Source organism: Mesorhizobium sp. M1307, from assembly GCF_040318155.1.
Classification (GTDB): Bacteria; Pseudomonadota; Alphaproteobacteria; order Rhizobiales; family Rhizobiaceae; genus Mesorhizobium.
The window spans coordinates 15,876-32,641 of sequence record NZ_JAMYLR010000026.1; the positions used below are offsets into that span (position 1 = coordinate 15,876).

Here is a 16,766-nt window from a genome sequence, read left to right on the forward strand (position 1 = left end):
CCGCAGCGGACGGTTCAGCGCGACCTTGCGAAGATAACCTGATCCGTTTCGTTATTACCGCTTTCGCGAAAGCGGTAATAACCCGACCTGCCGCGGTCTTCGCCGCGCTCATTTTGCCGCGGCGAGCGGCTCTTTCTTGCGCGCCGGCGTCAGGCGGCGCATGCGGCGTTTGGCGGTGGTCTTCAGCGCCACCGGCGGAGCGCTGGACAACGCACCGAGCACCGCGCGTACCATGCCATGTGCGACGAAATCGCCGTTGATCTCGTTGGCCAATCTGGCATCTGCCTCCTGGTTGTCGCTGTCGGCTTCCGACCACAACACGATGCCCACTCGCAACCTTGGTTTGGCGCGTTTCAGCCGACGGACCAGGAACCGCCCGTGCTTGACGGAATCCCGGTTCAAAAATCCGACGACGATAGTATCGACGGCGTCGAGCTCAAGGCGGCGAATGCTCCCCGGTTCCATCTCGGCGAAGCTCGCTCTCAACACCGTAGCGCCCTGGACTTCGAGCACCTGCGCCAGCATGGCGGCCGCCGCGTCGTCGAGTTCGCCGCGCCCTCCGGCGCACAGCACCGACATGCCCGTGCCATCCGGCAGTTCGGTGTACTCCTCGCCCTGAACCTCCCCCTGAACGTGCTTGTCCTCGCGTGAGCCGTTGTCCTCGGCCGCGGCCGTGTCGTCCGCTTCCGCCTCCTCCTGCGCGCTGTCGTCGAGGTTCGCCACCATCGTCAGCGCGCTGCCCGCGACCTGCTGTCTTTGTTCATCGCTCAGCACACCACGCACCCGGTCCTGCTCGCCGAGCAGAAGTGCGGGAATCGCGACCTTGTCGTAGAACTCGACCAGATATTCTTCGTCCAGCATCTCCTCGGCATGGTCCGTCGCTTCCTCGGGATCGCCGGCCAACAGCCGCTGGTAAAGCCGGGCGTGCGGTTCGAGCACGGGTTCGTTGCCGAACAGAACGTCGAGGAATTCGAACTGCGGCACATGACGGCCGAGCACGACGAGGCAGACGGTGAGCGGCGTCGACAGAACCAGGCCCAATGGCCCCCAGAGCCAGGTCCAGAATATCGCCGCAACGATGATGGCCAATGGCGACAGCCCGGTGCGCGAGCCGTAGAGCCAGGGTTCGATCACGTTGCCGGTGATCAGTTCGACCACGACGAAAAGCCCTGCGGTCCATAGCACGAGCGACCAGCCGGGCGCTACGGCAAGCGCCAGGAACAGAGGCAACAACGTCGCAATGACCGGGCCGATATAGGGAACGAAGCGCAGCGCCAGCGCCAGCAAGCCCCACAGCAATGGATTGGGTATGCCCAGCAGCCAAAGTCCGATGGCAATCGGGACGGCATAGACGATGTTCACGACCAGTTGCATGAGCAGATAGCGGCCGACGCGCTTGCCGGCATCCTGCAGCGCCTCGGTGGTTCGGTGCAGATCGCCGTAGCCGACGAGGCGTATGAAACGATCGCGCAGGTCCTCCCGCTCGAGCAGCATGAATATGACGACCACGACGATCAGTCCGGCCGATGCCAGCGGGCTCAGCAGCGGGCCGATCAGATTCTGGAGAACCTCGAGCGGTCGTTCGCGCGCGACGATTTCGACCGGGATCGGTTCCCGCGGAGGCTGATCGGCGGCGGGTTGTGCGGGCTCGGGTCTGTCGAGCTCCTGGCCGACGCGTTCGATCACCCGGCTCAATCTGGAAACGATGCCGCCGCCGACGCCGGTTTCCTTGAGCGACCGGACCTTGGTCAGGATATTCGCCTGGTAAAGCGGAATGTTCTGCGCCAGTTCACTGACCTGCGTGGCGACGATGAAGGAGAACAGAGCCAGCACCGTGAATGCGCCGAGCACACTGGCGATCACGGCAGGAAGACGCGGAATGCCGGCTCGCTTGAGTGCCGACACCATGGGCACGAGCGCAAAGGTAAGCAGCAGCGCGATTGCGATCGGCAGAAAGACCTCGCGCCCGAAATAGAGCGCCGCGACGGCCGTCACGACCGACGCTACGCTGGGCAACGATGTGCGCGGAAGCGCCCTGGCCGCGGAAACAATGCCCGCCCGCCGGGGCTCCGACAGGTGCGCGTCGTTTCGACGATTTGCCGCCACTTGATACCTCCGCCCCGCCGTCGCCATGATCGGGCATATTGAGCCGGCGTGCAACTTCGCAGCGTCTCACCCAGCTGGACGCCGATTGCCCTGGTCGGCAGCGCCGCAAATTCAGTCATGGTAGAATTTTTTGCATTAATGACGTCACGGGCAATCCTGTTCCATGTCTGCGCCAGAACGTGGAACTTTTGGATCAAAACACCGTTCCTTCGTAGATCGCTGATGGACAACCTCAAAGCAGCAGCTCAGGAGGAATGATCATGAACATCAAGACGCTTTGCATGGGCGCGATGGCGCTTTCGATGATGACCGGCGCAGCGCTTGCCGCCGGTGCCACTGGCACTTCGGCGCTCGACGATCCGCAGAAAATGAACCCCTTCTTCACCGACGCCGGCATGAAGACCATGAAGTCGGAAGCCGAATTCAAGGCGGCATGGATGGCCATGTCCACGAGCGACCGGGCCATGATGTTGAAGGAATGCAGCGACGCAGGCATTGCCACGATGCATGCCGACTTCTGCAAGATGGCCAACCAGCTCGGTGGCGCCAGCAAGTGATCGTTGCCAATTGAAATAACGCACCAAGCGAAAGGGCGGGCAGGTCTGTCACTGTGCGACCTTCCTGTCCGCACGGGCGGGCGCTCATCTATTTGAACTCGTGCCGGAATATCCGCGTAAAAGGCCACGACTTCGATTGCCGTGGCGCCATTGGCATGGCTTGGCCGGAGCGCATGTCGCGAAGCGGCAATGCCACTACCGCCCAGGGGGTCCCAGTCTGCTCACAATCCGGGTTTTCCGGTCGGCCGTCCGCCTGGCATTAGCGGCCGGCACGCTTGATTACCGGCACGCTGCCCCCGGCACGCTTGACCTCGCTGCCAACCGTGGGATAGGCCGGGTAATGAGCCAACCACCTCCGCATCGGAGTCCCACGAAAGACCTGCCATGACCGACGCGATCATAAGAGACAGCAATGGCACGGCGCTGCACGAGGGCGACTCCGTGACCCTGATCAAGGATCTCAAGGTCAAAGGCACGTCGGAGACGATCAAGCGCGGCACGCTGGTGAAGAATATTCGCCTCACCGGCAATCCCGGCGAGATCGAATGCAGCACCAGGCAGGTGAAGGGCCTGGTGCTGAAGACCGAGTTTTTGAAAAAGGCGTGATCGCCTCGGCATCCTTCGCTTCGCTTCCATATCAGTCGCTCTCGAATCGCTCATGTGAGTGAATCGCCCACGCGAGGAACTTGAGGAGCCGCGCCCTCCCCCTATGTTGCACTGCGTTAGATTTGTTGCATTGCAATATCGTCGCATCGGGTCGAGCCTCTGCGAGGTGGGCATTCCTTGCATGAGGTGATTGTGTCGGCATCATTTCGGCCTGACATCGAAGGGCTGCGCGCGCTGGCGGTGGCGGGTGTTATCGCCTTCCATTTTGGTCTGTCCGGCCTGCCCGGCGGCTTTGCCGGCGTCGACATCTTCTTCGTCATCTCCGGCTATCTGATCACCCGTCACCTGGTTACGGAAATCACCGAGACCGGGCGGCTGAACCTCTGGCGCTTCTACGCCCGGCGCGCCCGGCGCCTGTTGCCGGCGGCACTGTTCGTCATCCTCGCCACGCTGTTTGCTGGTTATTTCATCCTGTCGCCGGAGGAACAGGCGCTTTATTCGAAAGGCGCCATGTTCGCCTCCGCCTACATGATCAACCTTTGGCTGATCCGCTGGTCGTTCGACTATTTCGCCGCCGACGCCACCAACAACCCGTTCATCCACTTCTGGTCGCTCTCGGTCGAGGAACAGTTCTATTTGGCATGGCCGGCGCTGCTTCTTGCCGCCGCTTGGCTGCGTCCCGGCAAGCGCGCCGCTATAATCGTCATCGGCGTCGCCGGCGCGGCCTCCTTCGCCGCCTGCGCCTGGCTGACGGACGTGTCGCAGCCCTGGGCCTTCTATTTCTCGCCGCTCAGGGCCTGGGAATTCGCCGCCGGCGGCCTCGCGACCATGGCGCCGGCAAAGATCTGGCGCGACCGGCCGCTGCTGGCCACGCTCCAGGCAGGCCTCGGTCTGGCGCTGATCGCCTGGGCCTATCTGATGCTGGACGAAGACTCGCCGTTTCCCGGGGTGAATGCGCTGGCGCCTGTTGCCGGCACCGTGCTGCTGCTGCTGCTCAGCGGCAGCGGCGGCCGCAATCTGCCGAGCGCCGTGCTGGCGCTGCCGCCCATGCAATGGTTGGGCCGGCTGTCCTATTCGCTCTATCTCTGGCACTGGCCGGTCATCGTCTATGCGGCGATGGTGGTTCCCAGCCTGTCCATCCTGGACCGCCTTGCCTGCGCGGCGCTGACGCTGCTTCTGTCGATGTTCACCTATCATTTCATCGAGAACCCGATCCGCCGCAACGGCTGGCTGATGGCCGGAGCAGCGCGGGCGCTGGTGCCCGCCGTCGCGCTGACCGGCGCCGGCGTGGTCGCGGCCTATGGCAATGCGCGCTTTGCCGAGCACAATCTCAGCCCCGAACAGCACGTCATCGCCGACAGCGCCGCGCAGCTCTCCACCGTGCGCGCGAGCAATGGCGGCTGCGTGCTCGATTTCGAGACCGTCAAGCCAAAACCCTGCATGTTCGGCCGCAAGGATGCCCAGCGCTCGGTCGTGCTGTTCGGCGACTCGCATGCCGACCATTGGTCGACGCCGCTGATCAAGGCGGCCGAGAAGAACGATTTTCGTGTCGTCACCTTTCTCAAATCCTCCTGCCGGGCTTCGCGGGTCACGACCTGGAACTGGCGGCTGAAGCGCGACTATACCGAATGCGACCAGTGGCGCGAGCAGTCGGTCAAGGACATCATCGCGCTCCATCCGCAACTGGTGGTGATCTCGGAATTCTCGATCGGCAATGTGATGAAGGAATCGCCCGAGGAGTTGAAGCACGCCGATTGGCAAGCGCAGTGGCGGACGGGCCTCACCTGGACGCTTCAAGCCTTCAGCCAGGCCGGCATCAAGGTCGCGGTCATCAGGGACGTTCCCTACAATGCAAGCTACGCCGACAAATGCGTGGCGCGGGCGCTGTGGCGGGGCCAGACGCCCGCGACATGCGACACGCCGCGGATCATGGCGGCAAACGACGACATCGCCACCATCGAGCGCGATATCGTGCGCTCGACACCGAACGCTGCTTACATCGACATGACCGACCGCTTTTGCGACCAGACCACCTGCCATGTCTTCATCGACGGCAAACTAGCCTTCCGCGACCGCCACCACTTGGCGACGCCCTTCGCCGAAACGCTGGAACCGGCAGTGGAGCGGGCGCTGTTTTCGGATGTGATGGCGGCGGCTGTAAAGTAACGGCTCCGGATCTTATCGGATCACGACCCAGCCCCTCGGCAGGCAACCATGCGGGGTCAGCTAAGGATGAGACCAGCCAGTAAAACGGTGAGGATAAGCGATAGCGGAACTGCAAGAAGGCAGCACAGCTCGAAAGTATTGGCTGGCCAAGAAGTCATTGGGCGCTTTTCCATGTTGGCCTCCTCCCTCAACGGCCAGACCGAGACGGCAGTTCCGCTTAGATAGTGCTCATCCCCACCACTCATCATGCAATTGGCGCAACTCGTTCCGCTTCCTGGTCATCCATCGTGCACGCGCCAGATGTGTCGCCCACGCCCGGAAAGCCCTCTCCGGCTCCTGCTCCGGATCAATGTGCAGAACGATGCGGGCGACCTCACGCCAGTCGGTTCCTTCCGCCGAAGCGTCGAGCAGCCGGATATAAGTAAGCATGCGATCTTCGTCATAACCGGTCGGCACCGAAGACGTCGGCGCTGCGTTCGCGATATGAGAGTTTGGCGGCTTTGGCATTGCGACCTACCAGCAATGGCGCACCGTAGCAGCCTATAAAGAAGCCCGCGCCGTTTGATCGGAGGATGCGCCGATCGAGATTCGCCCCGACGGTCGGCAAATGGGGGGCCTCAGACGGAGTTCACCGCCCAGCTGGACTCACGCCTCACCACGTCGTGATCAGGTCGAGGCAATCTATCTATTTTAGTGGAACCTAATTTAGTCAACGCAATTATGCGTGCGTGAGAAAGCGTGAAATCCAGACCGTCACTGAAAGCCGGCTATCGCGGGATCAGTTGGCCGATGATCCAGTGATTGCAGTCGATTTGACGGAACGGATATTGCAGGCGGCCGACAACGACAGGATTGTCTGCCTCGTCGTGGCAACGGAGGAGTTGGAAACCGACCGCATCGAGAAAGCAGAGCCTAAGGAGACCAGGATTGCCGCAAGCTTCGTCCGGGACTTTGAGGTAATGCTGCTTGTTCTTTATGCGGCCTACGCCCTCGCTGTGCTGGGTGCGACCGCGTTCGTTTTGCTGGAATTGGGCCATGTTCTGTAGGCAGACGTCGGCAAAAGACGGGACTGACGCGCGATTGCCGCTGTTTGATGAGAGGAGCGGCCACGCTGCGTCGACGATCCGACCCCGGCGCAGCCAGCGGCGTTTTCGCGCCAGCAGGCGCTAAACTTCGGGCTCGTCCGTTCGTTACATCTTGCCAATCTATGGAACGAGGCTGCCCCTCGGGGGTTTTTCTATTAGAGGGACGTTAAAGAAGGAGGTAGCTATGAAGAAGCTCCTGCTTGCCTCGGTGATCGCCATCGCATCGGCGGCTTCCGTGATCGGCCCGGCGAATGCCGGCGGCAGCGTCACGATCGGCATCGGCAACGGCTATGACGACGACTATTATTATCGCCACCATCGGTATTCCGATTACGACGATGAGTACGTCCCCCGTTACCGCTATGATGTCTACGACGAGGACTACAGGCCGCGCTACCGGTACCACCACCGGCGCTGCCACACCGAAGTCATCAGGCACTGGCGTCATCACCACCGGATCATCGAAAGAATCCGTGTCTGCCGTCGTTGACGGATCGATCCGGCCGGTAGTGCCGGCCGGATCGGCGGGGCTCCTCATCTCGGCTTGCGCATCAGCATCATGCCGTAATGCACGGCCAATATGTCGAGCCCGATGTTGAGTAATTTCACCACCACGTCGCGCGGCTCGCCGGCCTGTTCGGCCAGGCTCTTGACCGTTGCGTCGGCACAGCAGACCTTTTGCACGATGCCGGCGATCTCCCAATGGACAAGCGCCCTGGTGGCCTCGGCATGGTCGCGGCCGGCGGACAGGATGTGTTCGGCGACGCCGCTGCCGGTGCGGCCGCCGTCGACGCGCTCGGCCCAGGCCATCGGCTTGGCGGTTGCCTCGGACGAGTTGCGGAAATCCTGGCGGTAGCGCATGCCCGCCTCGCGCTGCTGGCGCGACAGTGAGGTGAGGCCGCTCAGCGGGTCGACGTTGCGCACCCGCACGATGCCGCCGGTCGCTGTGTGGCCGTCATTGGAGACCTCATAGAGGCGCGCTCCCTCCTGCGTCCCCTTCGCCAGCCGCTTGCGGCCGAACCGGTCGTCCTTCAGTGCGAAATCATGGCCGATCTCCTTGCGGATGCGCACCTGCTCGGCCTCGCCTTTCGGCAATCTCGGTGGCCTGGCTTTGGCCTTTTGGGCGGTTTTGGTGCTCATCGGCTCGGTCCTCCTGGGTTTTGGTCGTCGGGCTCTGGCGAACTTCCAGCCTCATTGCAGCGAGCTCAAATCGCTTCGGCCGGCAGCGTGCGCAAGAAGCGCGCAGCGTGATAGGCGCAGTAGCTTTTCGATGGGTTCGTGCGCATTCCGCAGCACAGCATGTCCAAACCTGGCCGGCTGCCGGGGGCGTCGTTTTCCGCATCCTCCTGCAGCGTCGTATCGAGCGGCGCGCGGCAGCGCTCGAACAGGCAATCGATGAAGCGCATGGCGGCGAAATGCGGCTGGCGACCGCCGGCGGCGATCGGGCGCGGTGCCGGCATTTCGAGCGGCGCGCCATCGGTCCCGGTGATCCGAGCCGGACCCGGCTGCCAGGCCGGCGGCGCCAGCCTGGCCGACAGCCTTGCCGGGCGGCAGCGTGGCTCGGCCTTCGGGGCCGACTGCGCTTGATCAGCAGTGCTTGATGGCTCAGGCGCCGAATTTCCGAGCCGGCCGCCATACCAGCCCTTGGATTTCGCAAGGCCGATGGTGCGCAAACGGGCGGTGCGGTGGACGATGCCGATGATGGCTGCACGCGAGGCCGGGCGGCCGCGCAGCGCGGTCAACCGGGTGGCGATCTTCGCGGCCGACAGTCCGCTCATCAGCCAGTTCTCGATTTGTTCCAATTCCGAGGCGGAATAGCGGGCGGCCATGATGTTTCATTCCCTGCAAAAATGGTTGTGTGCGGCGCCGGCTTCGCCGGCCTCAGGCTCGAAAGCCGGTCAGCCTTCGCGTGGTCTGCTGCGATCGAGCTTCATCTCGGCCGCCTGCCTTTGTTGCGCCGGACACTGCCTTGCCCGTCCGCTCGTCGAAGGCGATGACCGTGCCGTCTTCGCTGCGGATGCAGGAAACCGCGGCATCCGCATTGCTGGCCGGCAGGTAATTCGTGGCCGGAGCCGTGAGGGGAACGGCTCCGGCCGTTCCGGCCGCTTGCGCTGCCGGATCCGAGGCGCGAGCCTCGGGCATCGTCCCGGCCGGGGAGGAGGACAGCCGCGACGAAGGGGACAGGGTTGGCACATGCATGGCCCCGGCGATCGGTTGCGCTACCACCTCCAGGCGAGCGCTGCCGGCGCGCTGAACGGCGGATTCAAGGACCGAAAGCTGGCGAAGCGACTTGTGCATGCCTACATAAGAGCATAACTCAAATCATAATGCAAGCGATTCTTGCATAGACTAAACCGAATCTTATGCCACAGATGGAGCCATGGCGAAAACTGCACTGTCGATCAAGGTCGGAGCGGCGATCCGCCGGGCGCGCAAGCAGCGCGGCCTGGTGATGCGTCACATTGCCGAGCACAACGACACCGACGTCGCTGCCGTCGGCAATTGGGAGACCGGGCGCAACCTGCCCAAGACCGAGAACCTTTTGAAGACCGCCGCTTTCCTGCGCGTCGACCCGGTGGCACTCGGCAAGGGCGAGGTCGTTTTCCTCGATGATGCCGGACCGGTCGCCGATGCCGAGATCGTCACCGATCCCGGCCCCCTGCCCGCCGGGCCGATGGACATCCAGCTTCTCGGTACCGCCGTCGGCGGCGACGATGGCGACTTTACCTTCAACGGCCAGCCGGCCGGCTATGTCCAGCGGCCGCCGGGGATCCGACATCTGCGCAATGTGTTTGCGCTGCACGTGCTGAGCGATTCGATGGTGCCGCGCTACGAGCCCGGCGAGATGATCTATTGCGGCGGCCGCGAAGCGTTGCCCGGCGACCATGTGGTGATCGAGACCCTGCCCGAGGAGAACGAGCAAAACGGCAAGGCCTTCATCAAGAAGCTGGTCAAGCGCACCGCCGCCGAGCTGATCGTCGAGCAGTACAACCCGCCCAAGACGCTGTCCTTCAACCGCTACGCCATCAAGAACGTCTTCCGCGTCATCCCGCTCAAGGAATTGCTGGGGTATTGAGGCTTGTTGCCTTCTCCCCTTGTGGGAGAAGGTGGATCGGCGCACAGCGCGAGCCGGATGAGGTGTGCTGGAAGGAACGCGGCGGAGGAAATGTAGAAGCGATTTTTAAGCACTTACGCCATCAAGGTAGCGATCCGTCCAACACCCCTCATCCGACCGAGCTTCGCTCGGCCACCTTCTCCCACAAGGGGAGAAGGGAAGAGCAGCACGCCCGCCCCCTCAAGCCCGCCTCGACTGCAGCTCTCGACCGTTGAGCAGGCGCGCCTCGGCGCGGGTCCGCTGCCGGTCGTCGATGAAGGCGGCCTGGATCGAGACGGCGGCGCCCGGCAGGCCGTCGGCCCGGCAGGCCTTGCAGATCAGGCGCCCCGAAAGTGCGGCCAGCGGTGTCTCCGGCCTCACCCCATGCCGCTTGAGTTCGGCCGGTTTCCACCACCTGTTGCGGCCGCAATCGATGCACTCGACGGCAATCGAGACAACATCCGCGATCGTCGCTTCCCTGCCCGCTAATGCCATAGCCATCCCCATCATTGTTCCTGCTTTGTTCACATCATTATCGGTTTTCGGGGCGGAGTCGAGTCGGTTCCGCTTGCACCAACGTGAAAGTTTCACTTGTTCAGGTACTTGAGTTATGCTTCTATCTCGTGCAGCGCTGGAAATCGGCGCGAGCAACAGAACCGCGCCCGCTCCGTCCGCCGGCAGCAAGGGAGTGACGATGGACCTCGCTCAGTTCGCCCAGGCCTGCGGTTATGCCGGCGACAGCCCGGCCATGCTTGCCGCTTTCGCGGCCACCCGCCAGGACGGCATCCGCACGGCGCGCCAGGGCCATCGCCAGCGCAAGGCGACGATCGACCGGATGAAGCCGAGCCGCGCTCTGTTCCTGGCGGCGATCCGCCCGGCGCAGTCAGCCGAGGAGGCACTCGAGGACGCCGCCCGCTTCCTGTCGATGTTCCGCAACATGCCGCGCTGGCGGCAGGAAAGGCGCGCCGCCGACCTCGCCCGTGCCAGACAGCAGCGCCTCTTCGCCCGCTTCTTCCGCCGCTACGGCCACCGCCTCTGGGCGCTCGAGGCGGCGTAAGCCCGAGCGGAACGGCCAGCCAGCCGATCAAAGCTGCTGGCTGCGAGCGAAAATGCGGCCGTAGCTGGCATCGTCGATCTCTGCGAAGTGGTGGGAGCGCAGGAAACGCTGCAGCCGGGGATTCGGTGTGGCGCATGTGGCGGCATGGACATTCCAACGGATCAGCTTGAATTGCCGATCGATGGCATAGGCCCGGACAAGCCTCCACAAGACGAGCAGGACGCCTTCGCCACCGCCGTCGATATGGGCAAAATTGACCAGAAGCGTGCCGCCATCGCGATTGAATTCGGCCAGGACGGTGGCGCTGCCCATGGCGAAGGAGATCGGCCGGCCGAACGTCAGCAACGCATCCTGGTCCGCGCGCGACAGCGCCCTCAACGTCTCCAGGGAGACACCCTCGATTTCGATCCGCATGAAGGGTTGACCCTCGCTAAGTTGCTCGCCTCGCCCATTGCCCTAGTCTGCTTGCCAGAAAGACAGCTGATAATCCTCCAGGTCTCTGGAGTCTGAAGCGAAAAACTCGACGACAAACCTTCGGTTCGCAAACTGCCATTGCAGTTTTGCCTCATAAATCTCCTTGAGAACCGAGCCGAGAAACACGAGCTTGTCGCGAGAAATGTCGGCGGCGCCGAAGGCGTGAATGTCGGCAATGTGCAGGTGGTTCATAACCGCTTCCACGGACTGTCGTGTGGCGTTGGGGTCTCGTTCAAAGCTTCGCAGGCCTTCCTCGCTAAACCCTTTCATCAAAACGTAGCGTTCGAACGTCACGAATTTCGGCCAGAAAATGGTGCTGTATCCCACAGCAAGCGCAAATCGGCCCTCGCACCCGACCCAGCTTTGTAGATCGATGCCGGACCCATTGTTCCAGGCTGCCAATTCAGCCTTCATGCTGGCTGGAACATCCATTTCGTAGCCTCCCGATCTCGCCTGTCATAGGTCTTTCAACGGCTGCTTTCCAGTAGACCGGCAAAGTTGCATCCCTTCACGCTTGTCGTCCCCAAATCCGCGCCGTATGTCTCCACGCGATGAGCGAGATCAAATTCCGTCGCGCGCAAGCGCCCGACCTGCCGGCAATTGTTGCAATGCTTGCCGACGACGTGCTCGGCGCGAACCGGGAAGACCCGTCCACGCCGCTCGCGCCATCCTACCTCGATGCCTTCAGCGCAATCGATACCGATCCCAACCAGTTGCTGGCCGTCGCCGTCAACGCCGGGCAAGTGGTCGGAACGCTGCAGCTCAGCTTCCTTCCAGGCATTTCGAGAAAAGGCGCCTGGCGCGGCCAGATCGAAGGCGTTCGCGTCGCCCGGCAATGGCGCTCTCGCGGCGTCGGCAAGCTGATGATCGAATGGGCGATTGAAACATGCCGTTCGCGCAATTGCAGCTTCGTCCAGCTCACCACGGACAAAGGTCGACGGGAGGCGCACGCTTTTTACGAGCGCCTCGGCTTCACCGCCAGTCATCTCGGCTACAAGATGGCGCTGTAGATCAGCATTTCATCGCATTCAGCGCCGACCGCTCATCTTCGCTACCCACTCTGGATGGAGCATTGACAAGCCGGCCTTTCGCCCTGCTCCATCCGCCCATGATTTACGACCGAACCTGGCTTGAGAAAACCTTTCGCGCAAAACCCCGGCAGAAGTTCCTGTTCTTCTGGGGCCATCAGCCGTCTAAGGACGGCCGCATAACCACGTCGTGCTTCAGCCAGTGGTGGCATGCGCCCTTTACCGTCGATGGCCTGAGCTATCCGACTGCCGAACACTGGATGATGGCCGAGAAGGCACGACTGTTCGGTGATGCTCCGACGGCAACACAAATCCTCAGGGCGGCGAGCCCCAAGCAGGCAAAGCAGCTTGGCCGCCAGGTGAGCGGCTTCGATGGCACCAAATGGGATGCAGACAAATATCGCATCGTGACTGAAGGGAGCTTTCAGAAGTTCCGTCAGAACGCGGCGCTGCGCGAATATCTGTTGTCGACGCATGACCGGGTGCTGGTCGAGGCGAGCCCTGTCGACCGGGTGTGGGGTATCGGCCTTGCGGCGGATGACGAGAGGGCGATGAACCCGCTGCTGTGGCGCGGCGAGAACCTGTTGGGATTCGCGCTGATGCAGGCCCGCGATCGGCTGTGCGGCTGAACATTGCCGTGCGCTCGTCAGCTGCGGCGGCCTCCGCGCTGCTTGACAATTCACCCACAATGTTCTCTTTATGTTCTCATCACAACTCGAGACAATGCGGCGTTCGAACCGCCGCGGGCGAACGGGCCGGATGGAAGCCAACATCCTCCACGCGGATCTGGATGCCTTCTATGCCTCGGTCGAACAATTGCTCGACCCGGCCTTGCGCGGCAAGCCGATTGCCGTCGGCGGCGGGGTAGTGCTTGCCGCATCCTATGAAGCCAAGGCGTTCGGCGTGCGCGGCGGTATGCCGGGACGGCGGGCGCGGGAACTCTGCCCGCAACTCATCTTCGTCGGCGGCCATTTCAAGGACTATCAGCGGCTGGGCGATGCGGCAATCAAGGTGCTCGGCGATTTCACGCCGGTGGTCGAGCGGATTTCGATCGACGAGGCCTTTGCCGACGTCGCCGGCTGCATCCATTTGTTCGGCTCGCCGGCCGAGATCGCCGGCAAGATCCGCCGCCGCGTGCGGGCCGAGGTCGGCCTGCCGATCTCGGTCGGCGTAGCCCGCACCAAGCATCTGGCCAAGATCGCCTCACAGGTCGCAAAACCGGACGGGCTGGTGGTGGTCGATCCGCGCCACGAGCTGGAGTTCCTGCACCACCTGCCGGTCGAGCTGATGTGGGGCGTCGGCCCGGTCACCAGGCAGCGGCTGGCCGGCATCGGCGTCAACACCATCGGCGAGCTGGCGAAGACCAATGGTGCGGCGCTTGAGCGCCTGCTCGGGCCGGCGGCGGGAGAGAAACTCAACGCGCTGGCGTGGAACCGCGACCCGCGCAGGCTCGAGACGCAGCGCCGGGCGCGCTCGGCGGGTGCGCAGTCGGCGCTTGGCCGAAAACCGGCCGAGGAGCAGGTCTTCGTGCCGGCTTTGCTGCATCTGGCCGACAGGGTCGCCACAAGATTGCGGGCGAAATCCCGGCCCGGCCGCACGGTGACGGTTCGCGTCCGCTTTGCCGATTTGCGCTCGGTGACGCGCTCGATCACGCTCGATCAGCCGATTTCGGCGACCGCCATGCTGGCCGAGATCGCCGAGGCGCTGGTGCGCAAGGTGCTCATCGACCATCCGCACGAAAAGACAATCTCGCTGCTGGCGATCGCCGTATCGCATCTGGAGCAGCATGCCGGCCTGCAACTGGAACTGCCGCTCGGGCTCGACGACGATCGCCGCCGCCCCGGCACCAGCAAGGGCGCGGCGCGCTGGACCGCGGATCGCGCCGTCGACAAGATCCGCGACCGCTTCGGCTGGGAGGCGGTGGGCTACGCCTCGGTCGCGCTCGAGCTACAGCGGTCGGTTCCCGACGCGTTTCGCGAGCTGGCCGAAAAGGAATTGTGAGCCTCGATTGCACTTTGGTTGCCAAGTCGCCGGAATGACGTTGAAGGCTGCGCCGTTGTGAATTTATCTTGGGACCAGTTCGTCGTGCACCGGTTTGGGTATCAGCCAGACAGGGTAGCACCCGCTCGCAAATCCTTCCGCCCTCACTTCGAACGACAGGAGATCGGCATGGGACAGAACGCCGGATATTTCGCGCTCATCGTTGCCGGACTGGTGACCAACGCAACGACGCTGGCCAAGCCGCTCAACCCGGACCGGGCGATTCCATCCCTGGGCGATATCAACTCGCCGCTGGCCAGCCCGCTGTTCAAGCAGGTCAAGGCTGGGCCGCTGGAGATAAAGCTTGAGGAAACCACGCTTGCCGATGTCGAAAAAGCCTTCGGCGGAGCGATGCACGATGAAGGTGACGCCGGAGATTCACGCCACTGGCTTTGCTATGCCGGCCCCGACGCCGGCGGATCGCCGTCGATCTTCTGGTTCGTATCCGGCGAGATGGGCGGCTCCGACCATGGTGTCCTGTCCGTCACCCTGGAGCCGAACCCGGAAGGCAAGGTGCCGGAAGGATGCGCCGGCGCGCCTGCCAGCCTGACAGCTATTGAACTCGATACGCCCGGCGTCGGAGCGCCGCTGAGCGACGTGGCCGCGAAATTTGGCGCCGCCAAGCCCGATCGTTACGGCCATTTCGGCTTCGCCGCCTCTTATCCTCCTTCGTCTCCCGACGAGAAGGACGCCACGGTCACGCAGACGCTCACCTACACAGCCGGGAACGGCAGGATAACCGGCGTGGCGGTGACGCAAGTCACCACCAATTAGGGTGTCCCCGCTCGATTGGCGAATGGTTCACGTGTGAATGATCTGCCGCGCCCGAGCCAGGCGGCCTGCTTGCTGGCCACCTCGTTATGCAGATTGGTTCTGATGTGCCGCCCGGGCCCGCCCTCCTCCTGCAAATGCGACATTCGAGGCGGCCCTGGTCGTCAGACCAAAAGCGTTGCGGTGCCCCAGGCAATCAGGGCGATGCCGGCCGCCCGGCCAACCCACGGGCCGGCAGGAAACACCGGTTCGACGAGAACCGCGAAGGTCCGGAAATGACCCAGAAGCGGGCGGTCGGCAGCGATCCGAGCAGCAACGATTTTGGCAGGACCGGAAATCGGCATGGAATGCTGCAATCATCATCATGTCCCGTCCAAGTTGTGGACAGTTCCTTCTCAAAGGCGCACTCTTAGCATGCGAAACGCGAGCTAGCGTTTCGTGCAACGCTTCACATGCTTGACTTGCGTCGGTGATTATCTGACCTACCCGGATACTTCCGGGTGGGCAGACCTCACATTGTGTCGCCTATCCGTGATCAGGCTACGGCCTAAGGCACGTTGCAGCCCGTTCCGGATCAACTGGGAGGTAAACAACATGCCTGATTTTCAGCGCAGAGAACTTCTTGTTCAAGGAAGCGCGGCTCTTGCCGCAATTGCTGCTCTCTATACCTCGCGCCGGGCTTACGCTTTTCCAACACGGCCGAACGAGGAAGTTATTCGATGGCTGGATCAGCCGACCGAAAATCCCGATCCGGTGGGTATCCAGAAGCAGCTTGTCTGGGAGGATTTGGATAGCTGGATAACGCCAAACGACAAGTTCTTCAGCATCTCGCATTTCAACCGACCAACGATCGACGAGAAGACATGGTCGATGGAAATCGGAGGCCTGGTTAAGAAGCCCCTGGAGTTAACGCTCGCCGACATCAGGGCGCGACCGCGGCAGGAGGTCGTTTTCACAGTGGAATGCTCGGGCAACCACGGGTTTCCCTTTTTCACCGGCGGCATCGGCAATGCTCGCTGGGCAGGGACGCCGCTCGCCCCGATCCTCGAGGAAGCCGGCGTTCTGGAGAAGGGCATCGAGGTCGTCTTTTTCGGTACCGACACAGGCGAGATCCCGATACGCGACGTCAAGATGCAGCAGAACTTCGCTCGTAGCATGTCGCTCGCCGACGCGATGAACCCCGACAATCTCCTCTGCTATGAAATGAACGGGGCCGCCTTGCCGGCGCCCAATGGCTTCCCGGTACGGCTCATTGCGCCAGGCTGGTACGGGATCGCCAACGTCAAGTGGCTAAAGCGCATCGAGGTTCGCGATACGCGGTTCATGAGCCTTCTGATGGCCCGTGACTATGTCACCATCCGGGAGGAGGACCACAACGGCGAGACCGTATGGGCCGAGACGTCAGTCGGGCGAGCGCTGATAAAGTCCGCGCCTGCGAAGGTTACCCGGAAAGATTCAGATTACCGCATCGTTGGGGCAGCCTGGGGGGCGCCGATCGACCGGGTCGAAGTGCAAATCGATCAAGGGCCTTGGATACCAGCGACCATTGACCACAGTGAGGAGGCCGAACACGCCTGGAAAATTTGGTCCCTGGCTTGGGCAAATCCCTCTCCTGGAGAACACACGGTAACCTCGCGCGCGGTCAGCACCACAGGACAAATTCAACCGGCGATGGACGATCCCTTGATTGCCAAGAAACACACATACTGGGAAAGCAATGGCCAGGTGACGCGCCGCGTGCGTATCGGCTAGAGCATTTTGCCGCCAAATGGAAGCATTTGG

The 16,766-nt window shown here is 62.8% G+C and carries 21 protein-coding genes; 12 read left to right on the plus strand and 9 right to left on the minus strand.

Annotated elements, in window-relative coordinates; all coding sequences use genetic code 11:
* Positions 1–108: 108 nt before the first annotated feature.
* On the minus strand, positions 109–2,106 hold the full coding sequence (locus NKH16_RS23500) for an AI-2E family transporter (protein WP_502911735.1): 1,998 nt from the start codon (positions 2,104–2,106) through the stop codon (positions 109–111).
* A 260-nt stretch (positions 2,107–2,366) separates the two neighbouring features.
* Here NKH16_RS23500 and NKH16_RS23505 point away from each other — a divergent pair, with 260 nt between their 5' ends.
* The 3 genes from NKH16_RS23505 to NKH16_RS23515 all read left to right on the plus strand — a co-directional run bounded on the left by NKH16_RS23505 (position 2,367) and on the right by NKH16_RS23515 (position 5,435).
* Positions 2,367–2,663 (plus strand): hypothetical protein, encoded by a 297-nt coding sequence (locus NKH16_RS23505; protein WP_352453507.1) that lies wholly within the window; start codon positions 2,367–2,369, stop codon positions 2,661–2,663.
* 384 nt (positions 2,664–3,047) lie between these two features.
* Positions 3,048–3,269 (plus strand): alkylphosphonate utilization protein, encoded by a 222-nt coding sequence (locus NKH16_RS23510; protein WP_023675660.1) that lies wholly within the window; start codon positions 3,048–3,050, stop codon positions 3,267–3,269.
* Positions 3,270–3,461: 192 nt separating this feature from the next.
* Positions 3,462–5,435, plus strand: coding sequence for an acyltransferase family protein (locus NKH16_RS23515; protein WP_352902031.1), 1,974 nt, complete (start codon positions 3,462–3,464; stop codon positions 5,433–5,435).
* A gap of 228 nt (positions 5,436–5,663) precedes the next feature.
* On the opposite strand, the gene NKH16_RS23520 is transcribed toward NKH16_RS23515, so the two are convergent.
* On the minus strand, positions 5,664–5,942 hold the full coding sequence (locus NKH16_RS23520) for a hypothetical protein (RefSeq protein ID WP_352453505.1): 279 nt from the start codon (positions 5,940–5,942) through the stop codon (positions 5,664–5,666).
* A gap of 221 nt (positions 5,943–6,163) precedes the next feature.
* Here NKH16_RS23520 and NKH16_RS23525 point away from each other — a divergent pair, with 221 nt between their 5' ends.
* Both NKH16_RS23525 and NKH16_RS23530 read left to right on the plus strand, forming a co-directional pair.
* The gene (locus NKH16_RS23525; RefSeq protein ID WP_352453504.1) at positions 6,164–6,481 is read left to right on the plus strand and encodes a hypothetical protein; all 318 of its coding nucleotides are present in this window, start codon (positions 6,164–6,166) and stop codon (positions 6,479–6,481) included.
* A 223-nt stretch (positions 6,482–6,704) separates the two neighbouring features.
* A complete protein-coding gene (locus NKH16_RS23530; RefSeq protein WP_352453503.1) occupies positions 6,705–7,010 on the plus strand; it encodes a hypothetical protein in 306 nt (101 codons plus the stop codon).
* A 44-nt stretch (positions 7,011–7,054) separates the two neighbouring features.
* On the opposite strand, the gene NKH16_RS23535 is transcribed toward NKH16_RS23530, so the two are convergent.
* From NKH16_RS23535 to NKH16_RS23545, 3 genes are all read right to left on the minus strand, one after another.
* Positions 7,055–7,660 (minus strand): DUF6456 domain-containing protein, encoded by a 606-nt coding sequence (locus tag NKH16_RS23535; RefSeq protein ID WP_352902034.1) that lies wholly within the window; start codon positions 7,658–7,660, stop codon positions 7,055–7,057.
* Between the two features lie 65 nt (positions 7,661–7,725).
* Entirely contained in the window at positions 7,726–8,349 is a 624-nt protein-coding gene (locus NKH16_RS23540; protein ID WP_352453501.1) for a high mobility group family protein, read from the minus strand.
* A 52-nt stretch (positions 8,350–8,401) separates the two neighbouring features.
* Positions 8,402–8,662, minus strand: coding sequence for a hypothetical protein (locus NKH16_RS23545; protein ID WP_352744183.1), 261 nt, complete (start codon positions 8,660–8,662; stop codon positions 8,402–8,404).
* A 238-nt stretch (positions 8,663–8,900) separates the two neighbouring features.
* Here NKH16_RS23545 and NKH16_RS23550 point away from each other — a divergent pair, with 238 nt between their 5' ends.
* A complete protein-coding gene (locus NKH16_RS23550) occupies positions 8,901–9,596 on the plus strand; it encodes an XRE family transcriptional regulator (RefSeq protein ID WP_352579488.1) in 696 nt (231 codons plus the stop codon).
* A 219-nt stretch (positions 9,597–9,815) separates the two neighbouring features.
* Here NKH16_RS23550 and NKH16_RS23555 read toward each other — a convergent pair whose 3' ends face one another.
* On the minus strand, positions 9,816–10,115 hold the full coding sequence (locus tag NKH16_RS23555; RefSeq protein WP_352638087.1) for a hypothetical protein: 300 nt from the start codon (positions 10,113–10,115) through the stop codon (positions 9,816–9,818).
* 193 nt (positions 10,116–10,308) lie between these two features.
* Here NKH16_RS23555 and NKH16_RS23560 point away from each other — a divergent pair, with 193 nt between their 5' ends.
* On the plus strand, positions 10,309–10,671 hold the full coding sequence (locus NKH16_RS23560; RefSeq protein ID WP_352744181.1) for a hypothetical protein: 363 nt from the start codon (positions 10,309–10,311) through the stop codon (positions 10,669–10,671).
* A 27-nt stretch (positions 10,672–10,698) separates the two neighbouring features.
* Here NKH16_RS23560 and NKH16_RS23565 read toward each other — a convergent pair whose 3' ends face one another.
* Together NKH16_RS23565 and NKH16_RS23570 are read right to left on the minus strand one after the other, a co-directional pair.
* On the minus strand, positions 10,699–11,085 hold the full coding sequence (locus tag NKH16_RS23565) for a hypothetical protein (protein ID WP_352744179.1): 387 nt from the start codon (positions 11,083–11,085) through the stop codon (positions 10,699–10,701).
* 42 nt (positions 11,086–11,127) lie between these two features.
* Entirely contained in the window at positions 11,128–11,577 is a 450-nt protein-coding gene (locus NKH16_RS23570) for a hypothetical protein (RefSeq protein ID WP_352744178.1), read from the minus strand.
* Between the two features lie 119 nt (positions 11,578–11,696).
* Between NKH16_RS23570 and NKH16_RS23575 the strand changes: the two genes are divergently transcribed.
* The 4 genes from NKH16_RS23575 to NKH16_RS23590 all read left to right on the plus strand — a co-directional run bounded on the left by NKH16_RS23575 (position 11,697) and on the right by NKH16_RS23590 (position 14,987).
* Positions 11,697–12,155, plus strand: coding sequence for a GNAT family N-acetyltransferase (locus tag NKH16_RS23575; RefSeq protein WP_352453497.1), 459 nt, complete (start codon positions 11,697–11,699; stop codon positions 12,153–12,155).
* A gap of 98 nt (positions 12,156–12,253) precedes the next feature.
* Entirely contained in the window at positions 12,254–12,802 is a 549-nt protein-coding gene (gene ybiA / locus NKH16_RS23580; protein ID WP_352453496.1) for a riboflavin biosynthesis intermediates N-glycosidase, read from the plus strand.
* A gap of 130 nt (positions 12,803–12,932) precedes the next feature.
* Entirely contained in the window at positions 12,933–14,174 is a 1,242-nt protein-coding gene (dinB, locus tag NKH16_RS23585) for a DNA polymerase IV (protein WP_352453495.1), read from the plus strand.
* 168 nt (positions 14,175–14,342) lie between these two features.
* Entirely contained in the window at positions 14,343–14,987 is a 645-nt protein-coding gene (locus NKH16_RS23590; RefSeq protein ID WP_352744175.1) for a hypothetical protein, read from the plus strand.
* 161 nt (positions 14,988–15,148) lie between these two features.
* On the opposite strand, the gene NKH16_RS23595 is transcribed toward NKH16_RS23590, so the two are convergent.
* A complete protein-coding gene (locus tag NKH16_RS23595) occupies positions 15,149–15,328 on the minus strand; it encodes a hypothetical protein (protein WP_352744173.1) in 180 nt (59 codons plus the stop codon).
* A 250-nt stretch (positions 15,329–15,578) separates the two neighbouring features.
* Between NKH16_RS23595 and NKH16_RS23600 the strand changes: the two genes are divergently transcribed.
* Entirely contained in the window at positions 15,579–16,736 is a 1,158-nt protein-coding gene (locus tag NKH16_RS23600; protein WP_352744171.1) for a sulfite oxidase, read from the plus strand.
* Positions 16,737–16,766 lie beyond the last annotated feature (30 nt).